This is a genomic window from Cetobacterium sp., from assembly GCF_048470075.1.
In the GTDB taxonomy this organism is placed as follows: domain Bacteria; phylum Fusobacteriota; class Fusobacteriia; order Fusobacteriales; family Fusobacteriaceae; genus Cetobacterium_A.
Genome location: NZ_DBGBQB010000189.1, coordinates 17,972 through 33,985, shown reverse-complemented (window position 1 = coordinate 33,985; position 16,014 = coordinate 17,972). Strand labels below are relative to the sequence as shown.

General features: G+C 31.3%; 12 protein-coding genes. 3 read left to right on the top strand and 9 right to left on the bottom strand.

Annotation, left to right across the window (positions count from 1 at the left end):
• Nucleotides 1-102: 102 nt before the first annotated feature.
• On the top strand, nt 103-981 hold the full coding sequence (locus tag ACMOUI_RS06945; RefSeq protein ID WP_418965000.1) for a mechanosensitive ion channel family protein: 879 nt from the start codon (nt 103-105) through the stop codon (nt 979-981).
• A 23-nt stretch (nt 982-1,004) separates the two neighbouring features.
• Here ACMOUI_RS06945 and ACMOUI_RS06940 read toward each other — a convergent pair whose 3' ends face one another.
• The 4 genes from ACMOUI_RS06940 to ACMOUI_RS06925 form a co-directional block, all read right to left on the bottom strand.
• Nucleotides 1,005-1,697 carry a murein L,D-transpeptidase catalytic domain family protein gene (locus tag ACMOUI_RS06940; protein WP_418964999.1) on the bottom strand — a complete coding sequence of 231 codons (693 nt, stop codon included), beginning with the start codon at nt 1,695-1,697 and terminating at the stop codon, nt 1,005-1,007.
• 106 nt (nt 1,698-1,803) lie between these two features.
• Nucleotides 1,804-2,742, bottom strand: coding sequence for a L,D-transpeptidase (locus ACMOUI_RS06935; protein ID WP_418964998.1), 939 nt, complete (start codon nt 2,740-2,742; stop codon nt 1,804-1,806).
• Between the two features lie 37 nt (nt 2,743-2,779).
• Nucleotides 2,780-5,800, bottom strand: coding sequence for an efflux RND transporter permease subunit (locus tag ACMOUI_RS06930; RefSeq protein WP_418964997.1), 3,021 nt, complete (start codon nt 5,798-5,800; stop codon nt 2,780-2,782).
• 9 nt (nt 5,801-5,809) lie between these two features.
• A complete protein-coding gene (locus ACMOUI_RS06925) occupies nt 5,810-6,874 on the bottom strand; it encodes an efflux RND transporter periplasmic adaptor subunit (RefSeq protein ID WP_418964996.1) in 1,065 nt (354 codons plus the stop codon).
• Nucleotides 6,875-7,066: 192 nt separating this feature from the next.
• Here ACMOUI_RS06925 and ACMOUI_RS06920 point away from each other — a divergent pair, with 192 nt between their 5' ends.
• A complete protein-coding gene (locus ACMOUI_RS06920; RefSeq protein ID WP_418964995.1) occupies nt 7,067-8,164 on the top strand; it encodes an anaerobic sulfatase maturase in 1,098 nt (365 codons plus the stop codon).
• A 116-nt stretch (nt 8,165-8,280) separates the two neighbouring features.
• Here ACMOUI_RS06920 and ACMOUI_RS06915 read toward each other — a convergent pair whose 3' ends face one another.
• Nucleotides 8,281-9,822: an ABC transporter permease gene (locus ACMOUI_RS06915; RefSeq protein ID WP_418964994.1), complete on the bottom strand. Its 1,542-nt coding sequence runs from the start codon at nt 9,820-9,822 to the stop codon at nt 8,281-8,283.
• A 283-nt stretch (nt 9,823-10,105) separates the two neighbouring features.
• Here ACMOUI_RS06915 and ACMOUI_RS06910 point away from each other — a divergent pair, with 283 nt between their 5' ends.
• Nucleotides 10,106-12,037: an alginate lyase family protein gene (locus tag ACMOUI_RS06910; RefSeq protein WP_418964993.1), complete on the top strand. Its 1,932-nt coding sequence runs from the start codon at nt 10,106-10,108 to the stop codon at nt 12,035-12,037.
• A gap of 36 nt (nt 12,038-12,073) precedes the next feature.
• On the opposite strand, the gene pfkB is transcribed toward ACMOUI_RS06910, so the two are convergent.
• The 4 genes from pfkB to ACMOUI_RS06890 are packed head-to-tail and all read right to left on the bottom strand — an operon-like array spanning nt 12,074 to nt 15,902.
• Nucleotides 12,074-12,991, bottom strand: a complete 918-nt coding sequence (gene pfkB, locus ACMOUI_RS06905) for a 1-phosphofructokinase (RefSeq protein WP_418964992.1) — start codon at nt 12,989-12,991, stop codon at nt 12,074-12,076.
• A 2-nt stretch (nt 12,992-12,993) separates the two neighbouring features.
• Complete coding sequence (locus ACMOUI_RS06900; RefSeq protein WP_418964991.1) at nt 12,994-13,845, bottom strand: tagatose bisphosphate family class II aldolase; 852 nt, start codon at nt 13,843-13,845, stop codon at nt 12,994-12,996.
• A complete protein-coding gene (locus ACMOUI_RS06895) occupies nt 13,839-14,966 on the bottom strand; it encodes an SIS domain-containing protein (RefSeq protein ID WP_418964990.1) in 1,128 nt (375 codons plus the stop codon). The genes ACMOUI_RS06900 and ACMOUI_RS06895 overlap by 7 nt, the downstream gene beginning before the upstream one ends.
• On the bottom strand, nt 14,967-15,902 hold the full coding sequence (locus tag ACMOUI_RS06890; RefSeq protein ID WP_418964989.1) for an N-acetylglucosamine kinase: 936 nt from the start codon (nt 15,900-15,902) through the stop codon (nt 14,967-14,969).
• Nucleotides 15,903-16,014: the final 112 nt, after the last annotated feature.

Below are 16,014 nucleotides of genomic sequence, written 5' to 3'. Positions count from 1 at the left end.
TTGTTATTCTAACATATTTTTTGATTCTTAGCAATATTTTTTCTTCCATTTTAAAAGGATTTTTTATTTTTTTGAGAATTAACTATAATAGAGGTGATTTTTATGGAAGAACATTATAAAGGTTTTTTAACTCAAGTTGTTAATACATTCACAAATGAGGAGTTTTTAGTTAGTCTAACTAATAGTCTCATCATATTTATTTTTAGATTTGCAATTGCTTTGGTATTTTTTTTAATTGGAAGAAAACTTTTTAAGAACTTCTTGTCTCGATACTATCAAACACACGCTTTTAGAGCTATTGATTCATCTTTTAGAACTTTTTTATCCTCTATAATCGACACTGGTTCTATAGTTATTCTTCTTATAATCTCCCTACTTATTATGGGCTTTCAACACACATCATTAATAGCCTTTCTTGGTAGTATTGGAATAGGGGTTGGTTTAGCTTTAAAAGATAATCTATCCAATTTTGTAGGTGGATTAATTATTTTAATCTTTAAAACCTACTCTGTTGATGATGAGGTTGAAGTGATTGGTAACTATGGACTAATCTCCTCAATTGATGTTTTTTCTACAACTATAACAACTTTTAGCGGTGATATTGTCACTATACCAAATGGGAATGTTATCAATAACCAGGTTATTAACTATTCCAAAACACCCAATAGAAGAATGAAAATTGTAATCTCAGTGGCATATGAAACCAATATTGACGTAGTTTTTGAAGTTTTAAATAACCTAATAAAAAACAATAAAAATATTTTAGCTAATCCAAGCCCATTCATTAATATTGAAAAATATAACAGTAGTTCTATTGATATAGCTTTAAAGGTTTGGACTAAAAATGAGGTCTATTGGGATACTTATTTTGATATTTTAAAAAATATTAAACCTACACTTGATTCAGTCAATATCACAATTCCATTTCCACAGATGGATATACATATAAAACAGCAAAATATGTATAATAAAAGCAGTTGATTATAATCAACTGCTTTTGCTTTTTATACATAACTGCTTTTTTCTAAATAGTTGGTATCATTTCCATAAACAAATATGACAGATCCATTTTTTATCATATCTATCGCTTTTTTAGAAACATCTTTTGGTAAAGCTGGACATCCCAAGCTTCTTCCCAATCTTCCCTGAGATTGAGCAAATCTTGGATTTGCATAATCTGCTCCATGAATTACAATATATCTCTCTTTTGCTTTATCATTTATTCCCTTTTCTAACCCATTTAGCACTAGAGAGTAACCATTTCCTCCCATATATGTATTTTCAGTTAAAAAGAATCCCAATGAACTTTTATTTGAACTCATTTTATTTGAAAATGATGTGGCTATATTTCCACCACTATTTTTCCCATGAGATACATGAGAGTGAACAAGTAGTTTTTTACGCTCCATATCGATTACAAAAAATCTCTTCTCTGTTGATGGTTTTGAATAGTCAATTATTGTTAATAACTCTTTTCTTTTTCCCTCAATTTTATTGTAACCGTTTAAAGCCGTTTTAAAAACTTCATAATCTAACTTCCCTTTTAATCCAATCTCTTGATATAGTCTCTCCTCATTTTTCTCTGAAGATAACTCAATTGTGCTTTCCGTCTTTGTAGGATTCTTTAATGTAAAACCAAATGCTGTTGTTGAAATTGATCCTAAAATAAGAGCTAACATTAAATACTTTTTTCCCAATACAAAAACCTCCACCTAACTTTTTTTCCTAATAAAACCCATTTTATTCTATCATGTAACACAAAAAAAGTCAAGATTTTAGAAACCTTGACCTTTTTTATGTCTTTTATTCGATTACTATAACTATTCCTTTATTAGTTTCTGCCCACTCATATACATATTTAGCATGAGAAGTTGCATTTCTAACACACATATGTGATCTTGGAGTTGTTCCTAAAGTTGGACTATACTCTATCATCTCTGTTCTAGGTAGATTAACTGGAACTCCATGGATGTATCCCCCTCCTGAAAATCTACTTGCATATGGTGCATACCCATCTATCTCTGTATGACTTCCGTCCTTTAAATATTCCATTTTTAACTTTTTCCCTTGAATAACAAACACTCCCAAAGGTGTTGGCAATTGATAAGGTGGTCTATCAAGTCCAGTTGAAGCTGGGTTCATACTTCTTATTTTCCAAACATCTCCAACTTTTTCCAATGTAGCTATATTTTGATTTTTTCTATCCACTACAACTACCCTTGAAAAACTTTTAGCACTGATCTCCTTTACATATCTGGCTGGGACTATCCACTCTCCATCCATATCTTCCACTTTTAACTTGTAGTTATCTAAATCTCTTGAGATAATAGAAACTAATGAGCCATCTGGTGCATATCTTTCCGGTCTATCCATCTGTCCCTCTATATAAAGTGGAATCCCTTGGTTTCTTCTATTTCCATACTTATCTTTAACTGCAGGTCTTGAACCATCGCTATATTTTTCCATAGCTATCTGTCTGGCCACTGGTGGCAATCCATTTATATTTTTATAATTTTTTAAAGTTCCAAATACAATATTTTCCTCTTGAAAACCATCTAATCTATCTAAATATCCAGATATTTTATCCCATTGGAACTCTCTTGTTGTCTTTCCATACTTGTAGGTATCACCTAATGTATGCTTTTTATAGGTTAAATCTTTCTCTAAGGTTGCAGCTTCACACAGTATAAAACTGAAAATAGAAAATATTCCTATAACTAAGTATCTAAATTTATTTTTCATAACGTACCCCTCTGATTATTTTTTATGAAACTATATATTAGATATACTTAGAGACCCTCTTTTTTCCTACCTCATAGACATAAAACAGTACTGGAATTAAAATTAATGTCAATAGCGTTGAGAAAACCAATCCAAATATTACTGCTATTGCCATTCCCTTATACATTTCACTTCCCTGTCCAATTCCTAAAGACAGTGGTACCATTCCAAATACTGTTGTCATTGTTGTCATAAATATCGGTCTTAATCTTGTTTTACCCGCCTCTAGTATAGCTTCATCTAAAGGCAATTCCCTATCTAAAAGTATCTTTATATAATCGATTAAAACAATTGCGTTATTAACAACTATTCCTGCCAGCATAATGATTCCAACAAAAACCATGGTATTTGTTTTTTGTCCAGTTATTAAAAGTCCACTATATACACCAATTACAGAAAGAGGTACCGTACCCATAACTATAATAGGAAGAATATACGATTCAAATTGTGCAGCAAGTATAAAGTAAACTAGAAACATTGCAACCATAAATGCAAATTTTAATTGTTCATTTACTTCAGCCATATTTCTACCGCTTCCACCAAAAGAGTATGTGATTGTCTTAGGTAATCCAACTTCATCTAAAATCTCTTTTATATATTTTTGACCTGTAACTAAATCCAAATCATTTGAAGTATTAGCATCAATTGTTACCATAGTGATCTTATCCTCTTTATCTATACCATAAGCTCCTTCACCAACTTCAAAAGTAGCTATATCTTTTAGTTTTACAACTCCTCCATTTTGAGATTTTATTCTCATCTCTTTTATTTTTTCTGGGGAGTTTCTAAACTCTTCAGCTAGTCTTAAACTTACATCTACCTCTTCATTTGCAGTCTTTATCTTTATAGGTGCTCCTCCCAGTATCTGATAACTCACTGACAATGTTAAATCATTGACCTTCACTCCATAGTATTCCATCTTTTTTCTATCCAGTAGTATTCTTACCTCTGGATTACCATTGACCATTGAGTTATTTATATCTGTAAACCCTGGGTTTTCAGCCATTTTTTCTGAAATTACTTTGGATACATAACCCAATTGATTTAAGTCATCTGATTTTAAAATTAGAGAGATATCTCTTCCTGTTCCTCTTCCAAAAGCCATTCTAGGAACTAAATTTAACTTTACATCAGGGATATGTGCAACTTTTTTTCTAGTTTCACCCATTATCTGTTGTACCCTCTTATCTCTTTCACTTTTAGGTCCTATATCTACAATTATTGATACTGCCTCTTTTCCCACTGAAGAGATATATTTTTTTGTCTGTGGATCTTTTCCTACAATCTCTTCCAACTCTTTTGCCACTCTATTTGCTTTTTCAATCTCCATTCCACTTGGTAGCTCCGCTATGATACTGTAAATTCCATCATCTGTTGTAGGCATAAACTCTCCACCAATATTTTTTGTTCCATATCCTACAATACCTATAAATAGAAGTATCATTCCAACAATAACCATAGCTTTATGTTTTAATGAAGCTGATAAAATTTTTGAATAATATCCCTTTATAAATTTCAAAATTTTTCCCTCTTCATGTACTGTACTCTTAGACTTTAAAATTCTACTAGACACCATTGGAACAAAGGTTATAGCAATTATTAAAGATGCCAATAGAGAAAATGTTATTGAATATGCCATATCCTTATATATCTCTTTCGCTCTTCCCTCTCTTATAACTATTGGTATAAATACCGCAATTGTTGTAGCTGTTGAAGCGATTATTGGAATAATAACTTCAGTTGCTCCATTTTCTGAAGCTTCCATTCTATCTTGACCTAACTCTGTTAAATGTCTAAAAATATTATCTAGAACAACTATTGAGTTATCCACCAACATACCTACACCTAGGGATAGTCCCATCAATGAGATTATATTCAGTGTCATTCCTTTAGCTCCAAAGAAACCAAATGTCGCTATTATAGAAACTGGTATAGCCACTGTTACAACTAAAGTAGCTCTCCAATCTCTTAAGAAAATAAATAGTATTATTCCAGCTAAAACAAGCCCTGTTATAGCATTATTTTCTACTGTATTTATCGATCTTGTTATATCCACAGCAGAATCTCTATTTATAGTAAAAGAAGCTCCCTTAGGCAAAAGAGGTTCCATTTTTTTTAGCTCCTCTTTTGCTATTTTAGATATTTCAACAGTATTTCCAACATCACTCTTCTCTATGTTTATTATTATATTTTCAATACCATCAGTTCTACCATAGCTACTTCTATCTTTTATTCCTAAATCTACATCTGCAACATCTGTCAGATACAGAGTATCTCCATTTGAATTTCTTAACACTATCTCTTGAATATCCTCTAAAGTTTTAGCCTCTCCAGACACCTTTACCAAATACTCCTTATCTCCCTCTCTAATATAACCTGATGGGAAGTTTAAGCTGGCACTTTTTAATGTGCTATAAAGATCTGTCACCGATAGATTGTATGCTTCCAATTTTTCTGGATCAATATTTATGCTTATCTCTTTCTCCAATCCACCAAAAACACTTACCGTTCCAACGCCATCTATTCTCTCCAGTCTTGGAATAACAACATTATCCGCAAAACTTTTTAGATTTATAAGATCCTCTCCTCTCAATCCAATAAGCATAACCCTGTCTCCTGAAGAGGATGTCTTTCTAATCACTGGCTCATCTATATCATCTGGTAAACTATTTCTTATTCTACTTACAGCTGTCACCAAATCATTCACTTTATTATCTATGATAACTCCATATTCAAACTCCACTGTTAGAGCTGATTTTCCCATAGTCGATTTAGTTGTAATTCTTTTTATCCCCTCTACACTTGTTAAACCTTTTTCTATCTCTTTTGTTACTAATTTCTCCATATCATCTGGAGAAGCGCCCTTCCAACTCACTCTTATAGCTGCCATGGGCATATTGTAGTTTGGCATAAGCTGAGTTTTTAAATTGACCAGTGTCAATATTCCCAGTATAACCATAGATACTATTATCATCATAGTGACAACAGGACGCTTTATTGAAAATTGTGCTATATTCATCTGTTCCCCCTAGTTTAAAATATTAACTTTATCTCTATCCTCTAACAAAAACTGTCCCTCTGTTACAAGCTTCATATTTGAGTAAAGTTCATCACTTATAATCTCCTGCTTATCATCATTGGAGTATCCTCTTTCAACCTTTATTCTTTTGGCCTCTCCATCTTCTACTACAAAAATATAGGAGTATAACTCTTTTATAACTATAGCGTTTTTAGGCACTAAATAACCATTTTTATTTCCAGTTTCCACTAAAACTTTTGAGTACATCCCCTTTTTTATTTTCCCTTCAGGATTATCAATCTCCACTTTTATCTGATATCTTTTATTATCTTTATTTGCCACTGGATTTATTTCATATACATTTCCAAAATAGTTATTTGTAATTCCCTCTAAGTCTATCTCGGCTCTATTCCCAACAGCTAACTCACTTATCTCATGAACTGATACACCTGTTTTTACAAGAATTTTACTATCGTCAACAATCGTAACTAAATCACTATTTGGAGCGATTTTTTCATATAGCTTTAAATCTAAATCTGTTACAACACCATCTAACTTCGCTCTGACAACCAGGTCTTCATAGTCCTTTTTTGCTGCTAAATATGTGGCTTCTGATGTCTTTAAACTTCCTTCACTTTGAAGATAATTCGTTCTTTTTACCAAGTATTCATCCTCTGATATCAGATGCTTATCATAAAGTTGTTTGAATTTTTCATAACTTTTTTTCTTTATTTCAAAATCTGCTTCATTAGAGATATAAGCAGCTTGCGCCTTTAAATATGCTGATTGCACCTCCTGATCCTCTAAAACTATTACTATCTGATTTTTTTTAACCTTATCCCCATTTTTAAAGTTTATCTGTTTTACTGTTCCCCCAGTTTTAGTCACAACTTTTACCTCATTTAAGGGTTCAGTTACTCCACTTGATATGTTTAATTTTGTTATTTTTTCTGGTTTTATCTCAGAAATTTTAATATTTTTTCCTAAGTTTCCTTTTGAATTTTGCTTTCCTTTGTCCCCGCTACAACCAAGCAATATCATGGATACTAATACTGCCACCAATTTTTTTATCACCTTTTTTGTCCTCCATATTATTATTTTGTATATAAAATTATTTTAACATATTTAATATTTATTTGCACTTTTTTATATTAGATTTTTATTATATTATTATCTCTCTATTTTTTTCTACTTTTATCAATCAAATATAACTTTTTTAATAACAATATGTTATAATAATAGACACATAATCAGGAGGTAATTTCAATGGAACACATAAATCTTTTAATAAAACCATCATCTAGTCTTTGTAATATAAACTGTGATTATTGTTTTTATAGTGATGTTGCTTCTAATCGTTCACATCCAAGTTTTGGATTCATGTCTTTGGGTACTTTAGAGAGATTGGTTAAAGAAAGTTTTAAAACAGCTAAAAACTCTATCACTTTCTCTTTCCAAGGGGGAGAGCCTACACTTATAGGCATTGAATTTTATATGGCATTTCACAATTTTGTAAAAATATATAATACTGGCAATATAGATGTTAATTTTACCATGCAAACCAATGGAATTTTATTAAACAAGGAGTGGGCTACTCTTTTTAAAGAGAATAACTATTTAATTGGTATCTCTTTAGATGGCCATAAGGATATTCATAACTTCTTTAGAAAGGATAGAACTGGTAAAGGAACTTTTAGTGAAACATTTAAAAATATTAAACTACTTCAAAAAAATGGGATAGATTTTAATATCCTTTGTGTTGTCAACAAAAAAACTGTTGAAAACTTAAAGGATATCTATCTTTTCTTTAAAAATTCTAAGTTTAAATATCTACAGTTTATCCCTTGTTTAGATAGATTGGATAATTCAACTGGAGACTACTCTTTAACAGAAAATGACTATGGATATTTTTTAGATGAGCTTTTCAATCTATGGTATACAGATTTAAAAAGTAAACGATATACAAGTATCCGTTTCTTTGATAACTTACTATCCATTATTTTAAATAATCGAGCTGAATCTTGTGATATGAATGGGCACTGTAGTGTAAATACTGTTGTTGAGAGTAATGGAAATATCTATCCCTGTGATTTTTATGTTCTTGATGAACTATTACTTGGAAATATTCATGATACCTCTTTAAAAGAGATTCTAACTTCTGAAAAAGCCTATAACTTTGTAAGAAGTTCACTAAAAATTGATAAAGAGTGCCAAACATGCAGCTATTTTAATCTTTGTAAAAGTGGATGTAGAAGACATAAAAATTTCCAAGATGGATCCTATAAAAATAGATTCTGTAACTCTTTTAAATACTTCTATTCTAAAAATATAAATAAACTTTTGGAGGTTAGTCGTTCACTTTAATTTTCAATTAAATTTTAAAAGGAGGGTATTTCTCCTGCTAGATTTTTTAGAAAATTTAGAGAACCTATAGAAAAAAGAGGAGAGTTCAGTGAAACTGAATCTCTCCTTTTTTACTTTTATTGTTGAACTCTGTCATATGCTCTTTGGTTTATTTCAATAAGCTCATTTAACCCAAGCTTATTCACTCTTTCTACAAATTTATCATATGACTTATCAAAATCCTCAGCACCTAAAACCCATTTTTGGCTCATCTCATCTAAAGCCATAGATATTTGTGAGTTTATCTTTTGTACCTTCTTTGTCTCTTCAGGAGTATATTTAAAAAGTGGAACCTGATCCATTATATATCCATTTGCCATATACATCTCTGACCACTCTGTAGCCTTTTTATCTCCCCAAGCTTTTTCATACTCATAATCCTGACGAGCTCCTATTTTAAATTGTAATCCATTATCTCTTAAAACTTGAAGTGGATTTATTCCAGGAGCTTTCATAACTTTATCTGTGTAGTGCTTTTTACCATTTTCATCTCTTACAAAAGTATCTCCCTCCACTCCCCAGTTATAAAGTTCATATCCTTTATCAGAGAACCAATAATCCATATATTTTATAATTGTTACAGGGTCTTTTGCACTTGCTGATATTCCCCAACCTCCTAATGATGTTGTTCTTGCATCTGGAGCGTAACTCTGCCCTTTATACTTTGGAGGTGCTATCGCTATAAATTCAAATTTTTCATTTTGCTTTTTTAATTCCTCATCATTGTTGTATCCAGCTGTACTAGCAAACCAATCAAATGTTGCTCCTCCCACATCATTACGTAACATATAATCTCTTCCACTAAACCCTCTTGTGTATATCTCAGGATCTATCAATCCCTCTTTGTACCATTTTATTACCTCAGGCATAGCCTCTTTAAATCTTTCTTGAGTAGGTCCATATTTAACTATTCCATTATCTAAATAGAAGCCATATTGAGCACCAAACAATCCAACTAACTCCTTTGTTGCAAATTCAATTGTTCTATCAAAATATGGTATCTCATCAGCTTTTCCATTTCCATTTGGATCCTGCTCTTTAAAAGCTTTTAAAACTTTATAAAAATCATCCATAGTTTCTGGAGTTTGTAATCCTAATTTATCTAACCAATCCTTTCTTATAAATAGCCCTTGTGATGCCTTCATAGCATACCAATCATAGTAGCATGGAATATAGTATATTTTACCATCTGCTGCCACAGCGTCCATTTTATATCTAGGATATTTTTCGAAAAATGCCTTTATATTTGGAGCATGTTTATCTATTAGATCATTTAAAGGTACCATTCCACCAGACATACCTAAATTCTCTATTTTCTCTGGATATGCATAAGAGATTATATCTGGTAAATTTCCAGATGAAACTGCTAAATTAAATGCTTGAACCTCATCAGTTAAATTTTTTGATGTTGCACTTTCCAATTTGATATTTGTATCTTTAAATGCCTCTTTAAAAATTAGCCAGTTTTCATCAAACACCTTTCCATTTTGAATCGCTAAAATTGATAGTGTAACTGGTTTTTCCGTTATTTTATAGTTTTCTGCTTTACCCTCACTGGAGAAACTCTTTGCTCCCAATAAAGCCAAAGATAAAATTAACATAGTTTTTTTTCTATACATCTCTAATCCCTCCTTCAAACATCTCTTATTGTGAGTATACACTTTAATATTTATAACTTTCAATGGTTATTTTTCTAACTATATGCTTTTTTCCTGTTTTGAATATACGATTTTTTTATATTGAAAACAGAATATTTACTTATCTCATGACTAAATGTATTATAAAATAAAAGTTACTATTTACTTATAAATTCATCAATTATATTTTTTAAAATAGGTATATTTTATTGATAATACTATATTTATAATATTGTTGATGATTAAAATTCATATGGAGGGTTCAATGGATAAACTATTTAAACAGGCAAATAAAAAGATAATTGATACCTGTGATCTACTTTGCGAAAACACTTTTATTTTTAATCACAAATGGGATATGGAGGTTTGCAAAACACCTTTTACCTTTTCTAATGATATTCTTTGGAATAAAATCCCCTTTGGTGATCCTGAGTGGACTTTTATGCTAAATAGACATAAGTTTTGGATCTATTTAGCTAAAGCCTATACACTAACTTCCAACCAAAAATATTTGGATACCTATATTTATCAAGTTAACTCTTGGATTGATAGTGTAGATATTTTTAAAGAGGAGTATAAAAATTGTGCTAGAACTATTGAAATAGGTATTCGATGTTTAAATTGGATAAAATCAATACATATTTTAAAAAATTCATCCCATGATTTAAAAAAACTTGAAACTAAAATGATTGAATCTCTTATCTCTCAAAGTAAAGTTTTAATAGATGTTTATGACGATTTCAGAACTCTCAGCAACTGGGGAGTTATGCAAAATTGTGGTCTTATCTCCTTAGCTCTTAACTATAGAGAACGATATCCTATTCTAAATGAATATTTAAACACTGCTCTTAAAAGATTGGAACATCAGTGTATAATCCAGATTCTCCCTGATGGTATCCATTGGGAGCAGTCGCCTATGTATCAAAATGAAGTCCTAAACTGTCTTTTAGATATAGCATTTGATTATAAGCACCTAACTTTAGATATACCAGACTTCATTTTAAAAAGTATTGAAAAACTGGCTTATAGTAATGCATATATGAAAAAACCAAACCATTGTCAACCTATGCAAGGGGACAGTGATGAAACAGATTTAAGAGACATTATCACCAAGGCAGCATACATTTTAAATGATGGTTCTCTTAAATACTTTGGATACAACTATGTTGATCCTGAATCTATCTGGGATATAAAAAGTGAAAATATCTCAAAGTACAGTCAGATATCTATTAAAAAACCTGATTTTACCTCTATTGCCCTTAAAGAAAGCGGTAATTTTTATTTGAGAGACTCCTTTGATAAGAGCAGTAACTACCTTTGGTTTAGATGTGGAGCTTTAGGTAGTGGTCATGGTCATGGTGAACATCTACATTTTGATTTAGTTTGTAAGGGTGAAAATTTTATAAGTGATCCTGGAAGATTTACATATGTTGAAAATAATCCTGATAGAGAGTTTTTAAGAAGTTGTTTTGCCCATAATACAACTCTAGTTGATAATATACCTTTTAGTGAGTTCAATGGGGCTTGGGGTATAACCAAAGCTGCATTAACTCTTAACTCCTATCATCTATTTAAAAATGAATTTGACTTTGTGGAGGGTGGTCATCTAGGGTATCTCTCTTTAAAATCCCCTGTTGTTACCAATAGAAAAATTTTATATTTAAAAACATATGATATCTGGGTTATAATTGATGAATTTTTAACTGAAGGGGTTCATGAATATTCTCAAATATTTAATTTTGAACCTGATAAGCTCCCTGAACTTATGAATCAAAAAGCTTCTATTAAGGGTGTTTCCACAGATTTATTTATGTATTGGTCCAATCAAGAGATAGATTTAAATTTAAAGAAAAGCATTTTCTCTACTGAATATAATAAAAAATCAGTTAACTATCAAATAATCTCCTCTATAAGAGGCAATGGCAATAAGACTATTTTTACCGTTTTATCATGTGAAGAGATTAAAGTTAATAGTATCCCTGTTTTTAGAGGTGATAGGAGTTTCGTTCCAACTTCTGAAGCTGATGCCATAGAGATAGTTTTAAATTCACAAAATTCAATTACAGTTTTCAATGGAATGATTGATATTAACAATCAGAAAAAGAGTTATCTAATCAAAGATACTCTATTCTATGGGAAAACTGGTTTTATAAAAAAATCTGATGATAATATTTCAATAGAGGTTATCAAATATTAAAAAAGTATCCCCTTAGATTACTCTAAGGGGATACTTTTAAATCTTCTCTACCGTTATTCTATCCAATAGATTATTTATCGTATTTAAGTCAACAGTTCCTGTTCCTTCCATCATAGCATTGGAGATTCCACATGCCATAGACCATTTCAAAGTCTCTTCCAGTGTTTTATTTGTGTTTAATCCATAAGCAAATCCTGCTATGGCAGAATCTCCGCTTCCCACTGGATTTTTAATCTCCACTTTTGGAATGTTTATTTTGAAAACCTCTTCATTTTCATCTATAAATATAGCTCCATCCTTACCTAAAGATACCAATAGATTTTTACATCCGATGCTCTTTATCTCCTTAGCCCCATTTAAAAGCTCCTCAAAAGTTGATAGTTTTCTACCTAACAACCCCTCTAGTTCCTCTCTATTTGGCTTTATTAAATATGGATTTCCCTTTATTCCATCAAGCAGATACTTTCCACTTGTATCAAGAATAACTTTTTTATTCTTTGCAAGTTGACATATAGTTTTATATATATCCTGCTGTACTCCCTGAGGAACACTACCACTTACACATATAGTCTCAAATCTATGTATATTATTTTTGAAAAACTCTAAAAATTTCTCAATATCTTGCTGTGGTATATTCTGCCCAGGCTCTAGTATCTCAGTTTGTGTATCTTTTCCCAATATTGCTATACAGCTTCTTGTCTCTGAATCTGTTTTTATAAAACTATCTACAACTCCATCTTCCTTTATCTTAGAGCTAATCCATTCACCACTGTTTCCACCTAAAAATCCACTGGCTTCTACACCCTCTCCCAATAGACGTAAAACTCTGGATACATTTAGCCCCTTTCCACCTGCTGTTTTATTGGATTTTCCTCTAAAAACACCATTAACTTCAAAATTATCAATTTTATACCTCACATCAATTGCAGGATTTAAAGTTATTGTCAATATCATATCTATCCTCTATTGTCACTTTTACACATTAATATCTTATCTACTACCACTTTTTTCATAGCCTCTTTTGCTGGGATTAAATATTTTCTTGGGTCACTCTCATTTGGATTTTTTAAGAAAAACTCTTTTAAGCTCTCTGCAAAAGGCATTTTTAGCTCTGTCGCTATATTAACTTTACATATTCCATCTTTAATTGTTTCTCTTACTGAGTTAAATGGAACTCCTGAAGCCCCATGGAGAACTAAAGGAATATCCACTACTTTTTTTATCTCTTTCAATCTCTCATAATCTAATTTAGGCTCATTTTTATATAGCCCATGAGCTGTTCCTATTGCAACTGCCAATGAGTTTACACCTGTTCTTTCTACAAACTCCTTTGCTAATTTTGGATCTGTATATGAAGACTCTGATTCATCAACTACTAAATCATCCTCTTGCCCAACTAATTTTCCTAATTCAGCCTCCACACTTACATCATATCTATGTGCAAAATCTACAACCTCTTTTACTATCTTTACATTCTCCTCAAATGGATGATGAGAAGCATCTATCATCACAGATTTACATCCTAAAAGGATAGCTTTTTTTATACTTTCTACGTCCTCATGATGATCTAGGTGGAAAGCTATTGGTATATCATACTTTTCACTTGCTGTCTCAATCATATTTATTAAATAGTCAATTCCTGCATATTTAACTGTACTAGGTGTCGCTGCTAATATTACTGGCGATTTAAGTTCATTCGCTGTCTCTACAACCACCTGGATTGTTTCTAAATTATGGATATTAAAAGCTGGTACTGCGTACCCTCCCTTTTGTGCATCTAATAACATTTGATTTGTTGAAACTAACATTTTGATTCCCCCTTATAATCGTATATAATTACTCCTTGTACTACTCTGTTTACCTCTCCTGTTGGACACGGATTATCTGGATTTATACCATAGCTTAAAGATTTATAAAAAGCAAATAACTGTGCAAAATAGATATATCCAAACATATTGAAAACTTCATCTATTCCATCTCTATTGCTATTAAATGTAAAGTAATAGTGTGAATTCTCTTTAGCTTCCTCTGAGTTTTTCATATCTAAAGTTACTAAAGTTTTCTTTTTATTCTCATTATACATCTCTTTTAATAGATCTAACTCATATTTTCTTGTATATTCATTATTTGATAACATAGTTATAATCATTGTTGTATCATTTATTATTGACTTTGGTCCATGTCTAAATCCAAGTGGTGAATTATAGTGTAAACTTAGATTTCCTGCTGTTAATTCCAGACATTTTAGAGCAGATTCCTCTGCAACTCCCTTTAAGCATGAGCTTCCTAAATACACAATTCTTGATATATCTAACTTGATTAAGGCATCTATTAGAGCTTTCATTTTTTTATCATCTATCTCTTTAATTGTACTTTCTATAATCTGCTTAATCTTATCTAAACATTTTAAATTAAATATCAATAGCCCTGTTAATGACATACAAGTGAAGCTACTAGTCATAGCGAATCCCTTATCATTAGATTCCTCAGGCATCAATAACACTAAAGATTTTGAATCCTCTTTTTTATTTTCTGCTAATTTTCCATCTTTATTACATGTTATTACAATATGGCATACATCCTTAACTATCTCATCTGCTAACTTCACTGTAGCAACACTTTCCGGACTATTCCCTGAACGTGCACATGAAACTAATACCACTTTCTCATCTTTTTTTAAATAGTTTTCAGGATTGGAAACAATATCTGTTGTCGCTATTGAAAGTACATTTCCTCCTAAAAAAGGAGTTATACTATTTCCAACAAACTCTGAAGTTCCAGCTCCTGTAAAGATAACTTTTCTATTTTTTATATCATATTTCTCAAAGAACTCCTCTATTTTTAAAGAGTTTTTTTCAATATTTTCAATCGTTTCTACCCATAATCTTTTTTGTTGCTCAATCTCTTTTAATGTACAAAATTCTTTCATTTATTTACTCTCCTCCCATAGTTTTAATCCATAAAGTGCTGATCCATAAACAGGTGTATATTTAGGCTCAATTATCTGTGCATCAACTTCATTCTCTCTCAAATAGTTCTCCAAATCTTTAAATATATATTTTGAAGCTTTAAATACTCCACCTACATAGGAGACTTTTATGGGCTTTTCTAAAAAATCTATCTTTTCTGATATAGATTTAATCATTAGTCCTATCTCCACAGCTGCTTCTTTAAATATCTCTAAACTATATGGATCATTTGCTTCTGCCGCCTTATAAACAATTGTTGACATCTGTGCTATTTTTCCTCTATCCAAAGAGTATTGATTGTAGATTAAATCTATTAACTCAAAGTCCTCTTTTAAATTAAGCTCCTCTTTCATCACTTCATATAGGGGAGTTTTAGGATACCTTCCATCTGATTGCTTAGTGAAAATCTCTATACCTTTTTTAGCTATCCAATAAGCTGACCCCTCATCACCACAAGCGTGTCCCCAGCCACTAGTTCGAGCTTCCTCTCCCATCTCATTTATTCCATATCCTATTGCCCCTGTTCCTGCTATTATATTGATTCCAGGAAGGCAACCTAAAGAACCTGCCCAACCAGCCTTCATATCATTTCCCAATTGAAAATCTATTCCAGTCCATGATTTTTTAGCAATATCCTCTATTATTTTCTGATCCTCTTTTATCTCTCCATAGCCAGGGATACCTGCAAATATATACCCTATGCTATCTCTATCTATATTTAACTTTTTCATTACCTCTTCCAATATTGAAGTTAGTAACTCTTCAAGTCCATCAAACCCTATTTGTAAATAGTGTCCCGTACCTCGTTGAAAACTTAAAACCTCATCTTTATTTTCATCTATTACAGAAACTGCTGTTTTTGTACCGCCACTATCAATCCCTATAAAAAACTTCATAATATACCACCCCGTATTTTTCACTACTGGTACATACCAGTTAAAGTGATTATAATTCTTTTTTACTGTTTTGTCAATTCTTTTTACAAAAAAGTCTCAGAAAAATTTCTGA

Coding starts and splice junctions, on each gene's coding strand:
- ACMOUI_RS06895 (WP_418964990.1), bottom strand. CDS start 14,966: ATGAAAGAATTTTGTACATTAAAAGAGATTGAGCAACAAAAAAGATTA.
- ACMOUI_RS06920 (WP_418964995.1), top strand. CDS start 7,067: ATGGAACACATAAATCTTTTAATAAAACCATCATCTAGTCTTTGTAAT.
- pfkB (WP_418964992.1), bottom strand. CDS start 12,991: ATGATATTGACAATAACTTTAAATCCTGCAATTGATGTGAGGTATAAA.
- ACMOUI_RS06930 (WP_418964997.1), bottom strand. CDS start 5,800: ATGAATATAGCACAATTTTCAATAAAGCGTCCTGTTGTCACTATGATG.
- ACMOUI_RS06890 (WP_418964989.1), bottom strand. CDS start 15,902: ATGAAGTTTTTTATAGGGATTGATAGTGGCGGTACAAAAACAGCAGTT.
- ACMOUI_RS06915 (WP_418964994.1), bottom strand. CDS start 9,822: ATGTATAGAAAAAAAACTATGTTAATTTTATCTTTGGCTTTATTGGGA.
- ACMOUI_RS06945 (WP_418965000.1), top strand. CDS start 103: ATGGAAGAACATTATAAAGGTTTTTTAACTCAAGTTGTTAATACATTC.
- ACMOUI_RS06935 (WP_418964998.1), bottom strand. CDS start 2,742: ATGAAAAATAAATTTAGATACTTAGTTATAGGAATATTTTCTATTTTC.
- ACMOUI_RS06910 (WP_418964993.1), top strand. CDS start 10,106: ATGGATAAACTATTTAAACAGGCAAATAAAAAGATAATTGATACCTGT.
- ACMOUI_RS06900 (WP_418964991.1), bottom strand. CDS start 13,845: ATGTTAGTTTCAACAAATCAAATGTTATTAGATGCACAAAAGGGAGGG.